Genomic DNA, 14340 nt, shown 5'->3' with positions numbered 1-14340 from the left:
TCAGGAGAACAGCAGCGAGGACAAGCGGCGGCGTGTGTCGATGGTCAGCGGGTCGGTCGGCCCCCAGGCCTCGAAAAAAGTCAGCAGCTGCTTGCGCGCTTCTTCATCCTTCCAACTACGCTGGCGGCGCACGATTTCCAGCAGCTCATCGGCGGCCGCCTGCTTCTGTCCGCTGGCGTGCAGGGCCATTGCCAGATCGAAGCGCGCCTGATGGTCGTCGTGGTTGGCCGCGACCTTTTCCATCAGCTGTGGGACCTCGCCGACGTCGCCGGCCTGGGCCTGAAGGTTGATCTGAGCAGCGACGGAGGCGAAGGCCGGGTGCTTGCGCAGCTCATCGGTCAGGCCCTCGAACATCTCCTGCGCCGTCTCGTTGTCGCCGCCGGCCAGGTAGCAGCCGATCAGGCCGGCCAGCGCTTCCGGGTTTTCCGGCTCGTGCTGCAGAACCTGGGAGAACAGCGCCGAGGCGGCCCCGGCATCGCCGGCTTCGAAGGCGGCCTGGGCCTGTTCGATGGCCTGCTCGATCGGGCTCGGACCGCGGCCGGCCTCGCCGGCCTTGCGCAGACGCTCGACAAAGGCTTTGACCTCGCTTTCCGGCTGCGCGCCCTGGAAGCCGTCCACCGGCTGGCCCTGGAAAAAGGCGTAGACCGTGGGTATCGACTGGATGCGCAGCTGTGCGGCAAGCTGCTGATTTTCGTCGATGTTGATCTTGACCATGCGCACGGCGCCGCGGGCCGCCTGTACGGCGGCTTCCAGCAGCGGGCCCAGCTGCTTGCAGGGGCCACACCAGGGCGCCCAGAAATCGACGATCACCGGCACGGACATGGAGGCCTCTATGACATCCTGGGCAAAAGCCTGCTGAGAACTCTCCTTGATGACCTCCGCGGCGGAGCCGCCCGCCATGCCCAGGGCCGCGCCGTCGTCACCGATTATCGGTTCCATATCTCGTCTTCCGTCTGCTTGCTGTTGGTTTTGCGCGCCATGAGCCGGATTGCCTGCCGAATTTGGCCTCGGGAAGGCCGCTCAGACGCCGCACCTGAAGAAATCCGCCTCGCCCGTGGTGGATCGCCTGACGTCCACATCATAAATGGCGGCTTTCCGTCGCCGAAGCAAGCCCACCTGCCGTCACCGGCCGCGCCGGCCCCTTCGTCCCGCCCCTTCGTCCCGCCGCTTTGGCCCAATCCCAGATCTGACTTCGTCCCGGCCGGGGCGTCAGCGGGGAACGCTCATCCGGCCATATCGATCATCTGGGGGCTGTGGTTCTCGGCCTCCAGGAAGCGCAGCAGATCGCCGGGAGAAATGGCCGTGGTGCGGTCGTTCATCAGCGGATGGCAGTTGACCAGGTCATGGTCCAGGACCCCGCTGTCCAGAACCATGGTCACGGCCTGCCGGCTGTCGTTGATCACGGCAAAGGGCGTCACCGAGCCGGGCAGCACCCCCAGGTAAGTCATCAGCCGCTCGGCGCTGCCGAACGAAAAGCGCCCGGCTTCCAGCCGCTGGCCCAGGGCCTTCAGGTCGATGTCCCGGTCTTCCAGGCAGGTGACCAGCCACATCGCCCCCTTCTTGTTGCGCAGGAAGAGGTTCTTGATATGGGCGCCGGGCAGTTCGCCGCGCAGAGCCTTGGCCTGTTCCACGGTGTAGACCGGGGGGTGGGAGACCGTCCGCGCCTCGATGCCGAGGCCGTCCAGACGCGCCAACAGCGCCTCCGGCGAGGTCGGAAGAGCGGCACTCTCCGCGTCTTGCGTGCTGCCGGTCTCGGCCATGGTGGTTTCCCTTTAGAGTGCCCCGGGCCGCAGGCTGCCCGGGGGAACGTTAAGCCTTGAGTAGGGAAAGGCTAATAGCCTTCGAGCGGCCGCCAGGGCAAGCCTCAACCCGGGCAAGCCTCAACCAGGACAGGCCGCATGAGGCCGCCGGCCGTGGCGCCGCGGCCATAATGTGCACAGCGGGCCGGCGAGAAAGCGGGCTTGCAAAGCGGGGCGAAAGGGGGTATCTCCCCGCTTCGCCGATGCGGGCGTAGCTCAGGGGTAGAGCACAACCTTGCCAAGGTTGGGGTCGTGAGTTCGAATCTCATCGCCCGCTCCAGTTTCTCGCGGTTTCGCGGCGACAAAGCGTCCCTCACCCAGGGGCGCTTTTTTCGTCTGCGGCGCTGCGAACCGCGTCCTCGGCTGCGAAGACGGCCAGTTCCTCGCGCAGCCAGGCTTCGAAGGCCCGCAGTTTGGCCGTGCGCCGTTTGCGCGGCGAGGTCACCAGCCAATAGGCCAGCCCGGTCTTGTGGCGACCGGGGAAGGGCGCGACCAGCTGGCCGCTGGCGATGGCATAGTCCGCAAGGGTCGGCCAGGCCAGAAAGACACCCTGACCGGCGATCGCCGCCTGCAGACAGAGGGCCGCGTCGGAATAGACCGAGCCTTCCTGGAGAACCAGCCCGCTCAATCCTTCCGGCTCCAGCCAGGTGTCCCAGGTGAACATGGCGCTGCGGTCCTGAAGAATGGGGACCCTGGCGAGATCTTCACGGCGCTTCAGGCCTTTGGCCAAGGCGGGGCTGCAAACGGGAAAGATGTATTGGTCCATCAGGTGGTCGGCGTTCACGCCGGGCCAGTGCCCCGGCCCCATCCGGATGGCCAGGTCGACGTCGGAGTGATCCAGGTCGGCCAGTTCGATGGAGGCATCGATGCGCAGTTTCAGGTCCGGCAGCCGTTCGCTGAAGTGTGAGAGGCGCGGGACCAGCCACTTCGCCGCCAGGACCGGCGGCACCGAAACCGTCAGGGTATTAACGGCTTCAGTCCGGCCCAGCGCTGCGGCGGCGGCCAGATGGGGAAAGCCTTCGCGCAGATGGACAAGAACCTCCTGGCCGAAGGCCGTCGGCTGCAGCCCTTTCGGGCTGCGGACAAAGACGGGCTGGCCCAGCTGCGCCTCGGCCTTGAGGACCTGCTGGCTGACCGCCCCCAGGGAAACGCCCAGTTCCCGCGCCGCGGCCGTCAGGCTGCCCAGGCGCCCGGCAGCCTCGACCGCCCGCAGCCCGTTCAAATGTACGCCGGCCAACTCAGTCATATAGAAATTCTATAGATTAGTTTCGAACAAATACAGTTTTTTCAGCGCATTCATCGCCCATTGTTATAGACATGCTATGGACTTTCGAAGAGGTATGGCGGCGGGCTGTCGCCGTTTCGGCGAACTCCGACAGGGGCCCTTTCAGGGCCTTGTCCTCTCTGCTTGCGCGCCTTGGCGGCAGAACCGGCCGGCCGGGGGCGCAGCCTTCCGGGGGCTGGCGGCGCGATCCGCTCGCGCACCCGGCGCTGCAGGCCATGTCGCAGCGCGAGCTTGGTGACCTCCCTTTCGATCCTCGGGCACTGGCTGAGGACTAGTCGGCCCCATCGGCAACATTGATAATATGCGTTTCGCTTAACGATACGCTGACTTTGCCTATGGCAGATTTGACGGCAATCCGACCGCAGGAGGCTTGCCGTCATGGCGCTCCAAGAGACAATTCCGCCCGCCGGCAGCCAGGCCCCCGTTGAGGCTGCGCAGAGGGTAATGCCCGGCACCCCGCCGGGCCGGGCGCGACGGCTGTCTGTTTCATCCGCTGGTCGACTTTCTCTGCCTCGGGGGCGGCGCGCTGATCGTGCTGCTTCTGCTGCTCGTCTTCCAGCCTCCGGCGAGCAGCCAACCGGCGGTGGCCCTGGCCATGATATGGCTGGCCAACATCATCAACCATCCTCACTTCGCGCATTCCTATCAGATCTTCTATCGCGGGTTCGGCCAAAAGGCCTTCGGTCCCCACTACGACCCGGTTCTGCGCCTGCGCTACATCTTCGCCGGCGTCGTCGCACCCCTTGCACTGCTCGCCTATCTTCTCGGTGCGGTGCTTCTGAACGACGTCCGCGCGCTCGGCCTCACCGCAAACCTCATGCTCTTCCTGGTGGGCTGGCACTACGTCAAGCAAGGCTACGGGATGCTGATTGTCTGTTCCGTGCTGAAACGACAGTTCTTCGCCGACCTCGAGAAGCGCGTTCTGCTGATCAACGCCTACGTGGTCTGGGCGGCCGACTGGCTGATTGCGAACTGGGTGCTGAGCGAGCGCGACTTCTGGGGTCTCGCCTACTACTCCTTCGACGTGCCGGGGTGGCTGGTCACGCTGGCGGTGGCGGTGAGCATCGGTACCACGGCCGCCACGCTTTGGATGCTGGTGCGCAAGTGGGCGACGGAGAACCGCCGTCTCCCGATCAACGGCGTGGTCGCTTATCTTGTCACCCTCTATGCTTGGCTGCTGTTCAATCTGGACCCCTTCTACGTCCTGGTGATTCCCGCCTGTCATTCCCTGCAGTACCTAGTGGTCGTCTGGCGCTACCAACTGAACGCCGAGCGCGATAGGGCTGCGCAAGCAAGAGCGGTAAAGGAGAGCGCGGCGCCGGCAGCGGCGCGGTTCGCGGCGTTCCTGGGGGCTGGCCTGCTCCTGGGCATTCTCGGCTTCTGGGGTCTTCCCATCGCGCTCGAGCACGCGGTTCCGGTCGACCAGACGGTCTTCGGGCCCAGCCTTTTCTTTTTCATGGCCTGGGTGTTCATCAACATCCACCACTACCTTCTGGACAACGTGATGTGGCGCCGCGGCAACCCCGACACGGGCCGCTACCTCTTCGCACACCGGTAGCGCAGACCCCTGGTTCAGTGGGCGGCGGCAAACGCCGCTTCTCTTCTTCCACCACAGGTCCCGAAGCGCGCCTGTTTTCCGGCGCGGACAGGCTGCCTGCGCCGATCTTGGTGTGCGAACAAATCCTTCATTCACCTTTTCGGGGTTATTGGTTTAGCTTCTAGTCTGTGCGTTCACATCCGCGGCCCGGACCGCGCGATGGAGAACAGGCGGTTTGGGCGGCCATGGTGGCCGCTTGCGACAAGAGACGACGAAGCTTTCGCGGCAGGGGGAATACGCTATGGCCGACACCAGCGCACAAGGCCGGTCCCGTTTGATCAGCCAGGTCTTGCAGGCTGCACGCAAGCGCCTGGGGGCCAGGAAATCCAAGAACGCCGAGGCTTTCGCCCAGCAGTTCTTCGCCAACGTTCCGCCCAGCGATTTGCGCGGGGAAACGCCGGCCAACCTGGCCGGCGGCGTTCTCGCGCTCTGGAGCCGTTTCCAGAACCGCGTTCCTGGCAAGGCCCTGGTTCACGCCTATAACCCCGAGCGGAAGGCCGACGGCTGGGAATCGGCGCACAGCGTCATCGAGATCATCAACGACGATATGCCGTTCCTGGTGGATTCGGTGACGGCGGAAATCAACCGCCGTGACGCCGAGGTGCGCCTCGTGATCCATCCGATCATGGCGCTGCGGCGCAACGACAGCGGCAGGCTTCTGCAGCTGGCCGATGTGAAGGCGACGGCGACACCGGGCTCGGTGGCGCCGAGCAGCGAGTCGGTCATGCAGATTCAGATCAGCGAGCAGCCTGCCGAGCGGCTGGCCGAGATTGCGGCCGGTGTCGCAGCGGTGCTCGCCGACGTCCGCGCGGCGGTCGAGGACTGGCCGAGCATGCGCGAGCGCTGCGCCGAGGTGATCACCGAGCTGGAGACCTCGCCGCCGATGCTGCCGGTGGGCGAGATTTCCGAGGGCCTGGAGTTTCTGAGGTGGATGAACGACGACCACTTCACTTTCCTCGGCTACCGCGAGTTCACCTTCCACGGCCGTGGCGGCGATGCGGTAACGCGGATCGACAAGCAAAGCGGCCTGGGCGTTCTGCGGGACCCGGAAGTAAGGGTCTTCGATGCGCTGCGCAACCTCGGCAAGCTGCCGCCGGAGGTGCGCGATTTCGTGCGCAAGCCGCAGCTGCTCCGCATCACCAAGGGCAACCGGCGCAGCACGGTGCACCGCTCGGTCCACCTGGACACCGTCGCCATCAAGAAGTTCGACAACAAGGGCAACGTTATCGGCGAGCGGCTCTTCGCCGGCCTCTTCACCTCGGTGGCCTACTCGCGGTCGCCCAGCGTCATCCCGCTGCTGCGCCAGAAGATCGACGTAGCGATGAAGCGCTCCGGCTTTGCGCCGCGCAGCCATGACGGCAAGGCGCTGATGCACATCCTGGAAACCTATCCGCGCGACGAACTCTTTCAGATCCCGACCGACGAACTGGGCACCATCGCAACCGGCGTCCTGCACTTGCAGGAGCGTCAGCGCACGGCGCTCTTCATCCGCCGGGACCCCTTCGAGCGCTTTGTCTCCTGCATGGTCTACGTGCCGCGCGACCGCTACGACACCAGCCTCCGGCGCCGCATGCAGGACCTGCTCTCGGACGCCTTTGACGGGCACTGCGCGGCCTTTTCGACCCACCTGGGCGACGAGGTTCTGGCGCGCCTGCACCTCATCATCAAAACGACTCCGGGCAAGGTCCCGCCTGTCAACCTCGAGAAGCTGGAAGAGGATCTCGTTCAGGCCTCGCGCTCCTGGAGCGACCTCCTGGAAGAGGCCCTGGTCGCGGAGTACGGCGAGCAGCGCGGAATCCGCCGGCTGCGCCGCTTCGAGCGCGCCTTCCCGCCGAGCTATCAGCGCCACTACGACTCGGCGACCGCCGTCTTCGACATCGACCGCATCGAAGAGGCCATCGAGAACGACGATCTGGCGATGAATCTCTACCGTCCCGAAGGCGGCCCGCCGGAACTGCTGCATTTCAAGATCTACATTCTCGACAAGCCCGTACCGCTGTCCGACATCCTGCCGATGTTGGAGAACATGGGCCTCAAGGTGATCGGCGAGGTGCCCTACGACATCGACGTGATGGACCGCAAGGAGCCGGTCTGGATGCACGACTTCGACATGATCGCCGAAGGGCAGGCGGCCATCGACCTGGAGCCGGTGCGCGATGCCTTCCACGATGCCTTTCAGCGGGTTTGGCACGGCCGCATGGAGAACGACGGCTTCAACAAGCTGGTGCTCCATGCCGGGTTGACGGCGCGGGAGGTGATCATCCTGCGCGCCTATTGCAAGTATCTTCGCCAGGCGCGCATCCCCTTCAGCCAGGCCTACATGGAGGCCACGCTGGTCCGCAATCCGAAGCTGACCCGGCTTCTGGTCGACCTCTTCCTGGCCCGCTTCGATCCGGCGAAGGCCAAGACCGGCGAGCGCGAGAGCAAGCGCATCGTCAAGGCGATCCAGGGTCTGCTCGACCAGGTGTCGAACCTGGACGAGGACCGCATCATCCGGCGCTATCTGAACCTCATCCTCTCGACGCTGCGCACCAACTTCTTCCAGCCGGCGGCCGCCGGTGGCGGCAAAGAAGGGGGCGAGAAGGTCTACTGCTCCTTCAAGTTCGATTCCCGCGCCATCGAAGAGCTGCCCCAGCCCCAGCCGCTGCGGGAGATCTTCGTCTACAGCCCGGCGGTCGAAGGCGTGCATCTGCGCTTCGGCATGGTCGCGCGCGGCGGCCTCAGATGGTCGGACCGGCAGGAGGATTTCCGCACCGAGGTGCTGGGCCTCGTCAAGGCGCAGCAGGTGAAGAACACGGTCATCGTTCCGGTCGGCTCCAAGGGCGGCTTCGTGATGAAGACGCCGCCGCCGGCCGAGGCCGGGCGCGACGCGTTCCTGGCCGCCGGGGTCGAGTGCTACAAAACCTTTATCCGCGGCCTTCTGGACATCACCGACAACCTGAAGCGCGGCCGCGTCATCGCGCCGAAGGACGTGCGGCGCTATGACGGCGACGACCCCTATCTCGTGGTCGCCGCCGACAAGGGAACGGCCACCTTCTCCGACATCGCCAACGGCGTTTCCGCCGACTATGGCTTCTGGCTCGACGACGCCTTCGCCTCCGGCGGTTCGGCGGGTTACGACCACAAGAAAATGGGCATCACCGCGCGCGGCGCCTGGGAGTCCGTGAAACGCCACTTCCGCGAAATCGGCAAGGACATTCAGACCGAGGACTTCACCTGCATCGGCTGCGGCGACATGTCCGGCGACGTCTTCGGCAACGGCATGCTGCTGTCCAAGCACATCCGCCTGGTCGGCGCCTTCAACCATATGCACATCTTCGTCGACCCGGCGCCCGACGCGGCGCGCAGCTGGCAGGAGCGTAAGCGCCTCTTCGGTCTGCCACGCTCCGCCTGGACCGACTACAACGAGGACCTCATCTCGAAAGGCGGCGGCATCTTCGAGCGCAGCGCCAAGTCGATCCCCGTCTCTGCGCCGATGAAGAAGCTCTTCGGCATCGCCAAGGACAGCGTCACGCCCAACGAGCTGATCCGCGCGATGCTGCTGGCCGATGTGGAGCTGCTCTGGTTCGGCGGCATCGGCACCTACGTGAAGTCGGAAGACGAAAGCGACCTGGACGTCGGGGACCGTGCCAACGATGCCATCCGCATCAACGGCAAGCAGGCCGGGGCCAAGGTGATCGGCGAGGGGGCCAATCTGGGCGTCACCCAGCTCGGCCGCATTGAGTACGGCGAGGCCGGTGGGCGCAGCAACACCGACTTCATCGACAACTCCGCAGGCGTCGACTGTTCCGACCACGAGGTCAACATCAAGATCCTCCTCGGCACCGTCGAGACGGCCGGGAACATGACCCGCAAGCAGCGCGACCGGCTGCTGGAGAAGATGACCGACGAGGTCGCCGAACAGTGTCTGCGCGACAACTATCTGCAGAGCCAGGCGATCACCGTGACCCACGAACTGGGCGGCCATCTGCTGGATCGCTTCGCCCGTTTCATGCGCGCGCTGGAAAAGGACGGCCAGCTGGACCGCGATATCGAATTCCTGCCCGACGACGAGGTGGTGCTGGAACGCATGAAGCGCGGCGAGGGCCTCACCAGACCGGAGGTGGCGGTGCTGCTCTCCTATTCCAAGCTGGTGCTCTACGACGAGCTTCTCGAGTCCGACCTGCCGGACGATCCCTACTTCGCCGACGATCTGACGGCTTACTTCCCCAAACCGCTGCAGGACCCCTATGGCAAGGAGATCGAGCGCCACCGCCTGAAGCGCGAGATCGTCGTCACCGTTGTCAGCAACGATCTCGTGAACCGGGTCGGCATCAACTTCGTGCATGAGGTGCGCGAGAAGACCGGCATGGCCCCGGCCGACGTGGTTCGCGCCTATGTGGTGGCGCGGGAGATCTTCGGCATGCGCGATCTCTGGGGTGAGATCGAGGCGCTGGACAACAAGGCCCCCGCCCTGTTGCAGGCGCGCATGCTGGTCGAAAGCGGCCGGCTCATCGAGCGCGAGGCGGTGTGGTTCCTGCGCGAGGTCGGGCCCGGGCTCGACATCGCAACGGAGATCGAGAACTACGGCGCCGGCGTGGGCGCCCTCATCGGCCGCATCGAAAGCCTGCTCTCGGCGACGGACCGGGGCTACCTGACCGAGCGCAGCCGCCAGCTTGTCGAGCAGGGCGCGCCCAAGGCCCTGGCCCAGCGGATCGCCAGCCTGCAGTTCCTGGCGCCGGTCTGCGACATCGTGCGCATTGCCGGCGCCCTGAAGTTGCCTGTCGAAAAGGTGGCCGAGGCCTACTTCACCATCGGCGAGCGCTTCGGCTTCGATTGGCTGCGCCGCTCGGCCGGCAGCCTGCCGACCGATACCGCCTGGGACAAGCTGGCGGTCACGGCGATCATCGACGACTTCTACGGTCACCAGAGCGAGCTCACGTCGCGCGTGCTCAACGGCAACAGCGCGGGCAAGCGCGCCACGGCGATGGCCACCACCAAGGTGATCGACAAGTGGTCGGCCAGGCGCGCGCCGCTGGTGAGCCGCACCGATCAGCTGCTGGAGGAGCTGAAGTCGTCCGGTGCGCCTGACTTCGCCATGCTGGCGGTGGCGAACCGGCAGCTGAAGTCGATGGTCTCCGGCTAGCTGCCGCTTTGCGCGCCGGACGGCGGCGTCAGCTAAGCTTCACCGCCGTGCCGTTGGCGGAGACCATCAGCATGGACTCGCCAACCACCTCGTAATCCAGGTCGACCGCGATCACCGCGTCGGCGCCCCGCGCCCTGGCCTCTTCCACCATGTCCTCCAGGGCGCCTTCCTTGGCGCCTTTCAGCGCCTTCTCGTAGCCGCCGGCGCGTCCGCCCACGACGTCGCGAACCCTGGCGAAGACATCGCGAAAGATGTTGGCGCCGACAATGGCGTCACCTGAGACGATGCCCAGATACTCCACGACCTTCCTGCCTTCGATGGCATCGGTGGTGACGATCAGCATGGCGCGGAAACTCCTTTTCTCCGGATCTTCGTGAAGGGCTGCTCTAAGGGTTGCTCTGTGGGGGGCCTGACGGGGCCGGGACGCCGTCAACCTACACAGCTTGAGCCGCTCACGGAAAGCTGCTAGAGCGGACCCTGTGAGGGCGACAGCATCTCGTGTCTGCGTCTAAACATATGAATCCGCTCTGTTTCTAGGAGTTGGGGCAGAGTCACCGGGTTGATGGAGCGCCTCCGGTGCTGCCGTAAGTCCCGGATCTGCTCTGGTGCGGAAGCGCGAAGGAGGGGGAGGGCAGCGATGGCCGGCGATCCAGAACGACCCGGCAGCGGCGGCTCTCCGGGCCAGGGTCAGACCTGGCAGGGCCGGCGCAGCGCCGCAATTGCCTGGTGTTTCTACGACTGGGCCAACTCCTCCTATCCCACGGTTATCGTCACCTTCGTCTTTGCCGCCTACTTTACGCAAGGTGTCGCCGAGACGGTGGAGATCGGCACCGGCCAGTGGGGGGCGGCGCTCAGCATCTCCGGGCTGGTGCTGGCGGCGCTGGCGCCGGTCCTGGGCGCGATCGCCGACCAGGGCGGCGGGCGCAAGCCCTGGATCGCCTTCTTTACCATGCTTTCGGTCCTGGCGGCTTTGGGGCTCTGGTGGATCGAACCCGATCCGCGCTTCATTCTGCCGGCGCTGCTGCTGGTGGCGATCGGCAATGCCGCCTTCGAGTTCGGCCACGTCTTCTACAACGCCATGCTGCCGGACGTGGCGCCGTCCAGCCACGTCGGCCGCCTGTCCGGCTGGGCCGGCGGCCTGGGTTACGCCGGCGGGCTGGTGTGCCTGGGGCTCTGTCTCGTTCTCTTCGTCATGCCGGAGGTGCCGCTCTTCGGTCTCGACAAGACAGCCTCGGAGGAGGTGCGCATCACCGGGCCCTTCGTCGGTCTGTGGTTCGCCGTCTTCGCGATACCGCTTTTTCTCCTGGCCCGGGAGGAGCGCCGCCCCTTCCGGCCCGCCGGGGCCGTGCGCGCCGGCCTGAAGAGCCTCTGGCAGACCCTGCGCCAGCTTCCCAGCCACGGCCAGACCGGACGCTTCCTGCTGGCCCGCATGCTCTACACCGACGGGCTGAACACCCTCTTCGCCTTCGGCGGGATCTACGCCGCCGGCACCTTCGGCATGAGCTTCGAGGAGATCCTGATCTTCGGGATTCTGCTGAACGTCGCTGCCGGCATCGGCGCCTTCGGCTTTGCCTGGTTCGACGATCTCGTCGGCGCCAAGGCAACGATCCTGGTCTCGGTCGCAGCCCTGACGGTGCTCGGCGCGGCCATCCTGCTGGTCGACGGCAAGCTCTGGTTCTACCTGCTGGGCTGCGGCATCGGCGTCTTCATCGGCCCGGCGCAGACCGCCAGCCGTTCCTTCATGGCGCGCATCGCGCCGCCCGAACTGCGTGCCGAGTTCTTCGGGCTCTACGCGCTTTCAGGCAAGGCGACCGCCTTTCTGGGCCCGGCCCTGGTCGGCTGGGTCACCGTCATGGCCGACAGCCAGCGCGCCGGCATGGCGACCATCCTGGTTTTCTTCCTGGCGGGCCTGGTGCTGCTCTGGCCCATCCGCGACCCCCAGGCCGACGGGAACGCCGGGTCTCAGCAGGGCTGAGGCCGGTCGCCGCAGGGCGCTGCGCGCCGGCTTTGCGGGGCCTCGAAGGGATGCAGGACCCGGCGGAACGCTTCGCCGAAGATCGCGCGCATCGCTTCGCCCTGCAGACGCCGGCCGCGGGCGATGGCCCGGGCGATCTGCGCCTCGGTCACCGCGCTGCGGGGCCGGGCAGTCTGCCCGAGGAGGGGCTGGGCGGCGGTGCGCTGCGCCGTGCCGGCAGGAGAATGCGGAGCGGAAGCGGTCGTGGGAGACATCGGGCTCATATCTGTGACTCCTGGGCTTTAGGTTCCGTGGGTCGTGGTTTCCGGGGGCTTTGGGTTCCGGGGGCTTTAGGTTCCGGGGGGCTGTGGGTGACGGGCGGGACCCCTTGGACAGCCTTGCATGGACCCTATATCCGTTCCTCATTTGCGATAATCCCCATAAATGGCATAGGATTTGTTCCATAGAGGATCAAGTGAGGGGCCATGGACAGCCTGGATGGACTTCCCATCTTCGTGCGGACGGTGCGCGAGGGCAGCTTTTCCGCGGCGGCGCGGGCCCTGGACCTCACGCCCTCGGCGGTCAGCAAGCAGATCGGTCGGCTGGAGGACAGCCTCGCCGTGCGGCTGTTCAACCGCACCACCCGGCGGCTCAGTCTGACGGAGGAGGGGGCGGCCTTCTACGAGCGGGCCAGCCGCATCCTCGCCGACCTGGACGATGCTGCGGCCTCGATCTCCAGCCTGCGCGCCGTGCCGCGGGGCCGCCTGCGGGTCACCATGCCGTCCGGCTTCGGGGTCATTCACCTGCTGCCGGTGCTGCCCGCCTTCTACGCGCGCTACCCGGAGGTGGCGCTGGAAATCGACCTCAACGACCGCTTCGTGGACATGGTGGAAGAGGGCTTCGACGTTGCGCTCAGGATCGGTGACCTCAGCGACTCCAGCCTCATCGGCCGCCGCCTGGCGGCCAACCGACGGGTGCTGGCGGCGGCGCCCGGATACTTCGACGGCGTTGCCCCGCCGCAGAGCCCGGCCGACCTCGCCGCCCACAACTGTCTGGTCTACACCTATCGGGCGCAGCGCCACGACTGGCATCTGGTCGACGATGCCGGAAGCGAAACGGTGGTCACCGTCGGCGGGACCCTAGAGACCAACAACCCGATGATGCTGCGCGGCGCGGCTCTGGCCGGCATCGGCATGGTGCTGCTGCCGCTGTGGCTGATCGGTCCCGATCTCAAGGCCGGCCGTCTGCATCGCGTGCTGCCGGATTACCACTGGCCGGACAGCGCCATCCAGGTGGTCTATCCGCCGGGGCGGCATCTCTCCGCAAGGGTGCGCTGCTTCATCGATTTTCTGGTGGAGCGCTTTGCGGATTAGGCGCCTTGGTGCGCTGCCCTGATTCGCCGTACTTCTTCACCGCACGCTCGATGTCTTTCAGCAGAGCGGCGCCGACCTCGCCCCCATGGCCGCGGACGCGCTGGGTGAACACCAGGCGCATGGCGTCGATGTGGGCCTCGATGAGTTCGAGGCGGTGGGCGCTGATCCGCGCGTTGGTGTCGATGGTGGCTTCGTAGAGCGTTTTGCCGAACGCGGTAATCAGGGGATAGTCGAAGATCCCCCCCTGGCCGCGCAGCTCGTGGGCGATCTGGTTGATGTTGAGGACGTGGCGCGTTGACTCCTCGGTCCCTTCGCGCAGGGCCTGGAAGGATGCACTCATCGACTCCAGATAGTCGCGCACCCAGGTGGAATAGTCGCCGACCATGTCCTGTATGCGCTCCTCGGCGGCCTGGATGACCAGCGGGTCGAAATCGATCTGGCCGCGCAGCGCGTTGGGGCCCAGCTTGTCGCGCAGCTTGTTCGCCGGGCGGAAGTAGATCGCCCGCACGTCATCGCGCAGCGTTCGGATGTTGGAGCGGGCGTGAATGACCTGGATCTCCGAGGCCTTGGTCACCCGGCGTTCGGTCTGAAGCTTCGAGCGGTCGTCGTAAGACTCTCCCCAATCGACGAGCCGGTCCTGCCGGCGCCTGTCCGGCCCGAAGTATCCGGGCGCCAGGACGAACTGCCGCGGGTTCTTGATGACCTCCAGAACTCTGTCGGCGATCGACTTGGCCGAAAAGGGTTTGGCCAGGAACTCGGTGACCCCGGCGTCGCGGGCGGACTCGACGACATCCTGATCGGCGGCGCCGGAAACCATCAGGAAGGGCACGAAACGGTCCGGTGCCTGGCGGCTGGTGCGGATCCAGCGCAGGAACAGCGCGCCATCCACCTGTGACATCACAAAGTCCGACAGCACGATATCGATGGTGCCGATGCCGGCTTGAACCGGGTTCTTGCGGCTCATGCGCAAGGCTTCGATGGCCGCGGTCGCGCTCGACAGGGCGACGACTTCGGCAATGCCCAGGGTCCGCAGCGTGGTGACGATCAGGTTGCGCATGAACGAGTTGTCGTCGACCACCATGACGGTGACGTTTTCCCAGTTCAGCTTCAGCATGGGCCCCCAATGCCGCCTGTCGCCGCACCCTTTGAAGGGGTGCTGGTTGCTGTCGTATGCCGAAACGACGTTACGCGCAATTAGTGAACAATT

General features: G+C 65.9%; 10 protein-coding genes and 1 tRNA gene. 5 read left to right on the top strand and 6 right to left on the bottom strand.

The features are described from left to right. Positions 1-939: a thioredoxin gene (gene trxA / locus ACO06P_RS13845; RefSeq protein WP_420345822.1), complete on the bottom strand. Its 939-nt coding sequence runs from the start codon at positions 937-939 to the stop codon at positions 1-3. A gap of 284 nt (positions 940-1223) precedes the next feature. Beyond that, positions 1224-1760: a prolyl-tRNA synthetase associated domain-containing protein gene (locus ACO06P_RS13840; RefSeq protein ID WP_420345821.1), complete on the bottom strand. Its 537-nt coding sequence runs from the start codon at positions 1758-1760 to the stop codon at positions 1224-1226. A gap of 244 nt (positions 1761-2004) precedes the next feature. Here ACO06P_RS13840 and ACO06P_RS13835 point away from each other — a divergent pair. Next, positions 2005-2079: transfer RNA gene (locus ACO06P_RS13835), tRNA-Gly, on the top strand. A 33-nt stretch (positions 2080-2112) separates the two neighbouring features. On the opposite strand, the gene ACO06P_RS13830 is transcribed toward ACO06P_RS13835, so the two are convergent. Next, positions 2113-3045 carry a LysR substrate-binding domain-containing protein gene (locus tag ACO06P_RS13830; protein WP_420345820.1) on the bottom strand — a complete coding sequence of 311 codons (933 nt, stop codon included), beginning with the start codon at positions 3043-3045 and terminating at the stop codon, positions 2113-2115. 571 nt (positions 3046-3616) lie between these two features. Between ACO06P_RS13830 and ACO06P_RS13825 the strand changes: the two genes are divergently transcribed. Together ACO06P_RS13825 and ACO06P_RS13820 are read left to right on the top strand one after the other, a co-directional pair. Then, positions 3617-4642: a hypothetical protein gene (locus ACO06P_RS13825; RefSeq protein WP_420345819.1), complete on the top strand. Its 1026-nt coding sequence runs from the start codon at positions 3617-3619 to the stop codon at positions 4640-4642. Between the two features lie 280 nt (positions 4643-4922). Continuing rightward, on the top strand, positions 4923-9806 hold the full coding sequence (locus tag ACO06P_RS13820) for an NAD-glutamate dehydrogenase (RefSeq protein WP_420345818.1): 4884 nt from the start codon (positions 4923-4925) through the stop codon (positions 9804-9806). Between the two features lie 28 nt (positions 9807-9834). Here ACO06P_RS13820 and ACO06P_RS13815 read toward each other — a convergent pair whose 3' ends face one another. Then, entirely contained in the window at positions 9835-10149 is a 315-nt protein-coding gene (locus ACO06P_RS13815; protein ID WP_420345817.1) for a YbjQ family protein, read from the bottom strand. Between the two features lie 294 nt (positions 10150-10443). Between ACO06P_RS13815 and ACO06P_RS13810 the strand changes: the two genes are divergently transcribed. Continuing rightward, complete coding sequence (locus ACO06P_RS13810; protein WP_420345816.1) at positions 10444-11781, top strand: MFS transporter; 1338 nt, start codon at positions 10444-10446, stop codon at positions 11779-11781. Here ACO06P_RS13810 and ACO06P_RS13805 read toward each other — a convergent pair. Further along, positions 11769-12044, bottom strand: a complete 276-nt coding sequence (locus ACO06P_RS13805) for a hypothetical protein (protein WP_420345815.1) — start codon at positions 12042-12044, stop codon at positions 11769-11771. The two genes, ACO06P_RS13810 and ACO06P_RS13805, sit on opposite strands and share 13 nt — an antisense overlap. A 201-nt stretch (positions 12045-12245) precedes the next feature. On the opposite strand from ACO06P_RS13805, the gene ACO06P_RS13800 reads away from it, so the two are divergent. Beyond that, entirely contained in the window at positions 12246-13133 is an 888-nt protein-coding gene (locus tag ACO06P_RS13800) for a LysR substrate-binding domain-containing protein (RefSeq protein WP_420345814.1), read from the top strand. Here the strand turns inward: ACO06P_RS13800 and ACO06P_RS13795 are convergent. Continuing rightward, positions 13099-14247: a response regulator gene (locus ACO06P_RS13795; RefSeq protein WP_420345813.1), complete on the bottom strand. Its 1149-nt coding sequence runs from the start codon at positions 14245-14247 to the stop codon at positions 13099-13101. The two genes, ACO06P_RS13800 and ACO06P_RS13795, sit on opposite strands and share 35 nt — an antisense overlap. Positions 14248-14340 lie beyond the last annotated feature (93 nt).

The organism is Pelagibius sp. (assembly GCF_965227505.1).
GTDB lineage: Bacteria > Pseudomonadota > Alphaproteobacteria > Kiloniellales > Kiloniellaceae > Pelagibius.
This window is presented reverse-complemented; position numbering and strand designations above follow the sequence as displayed.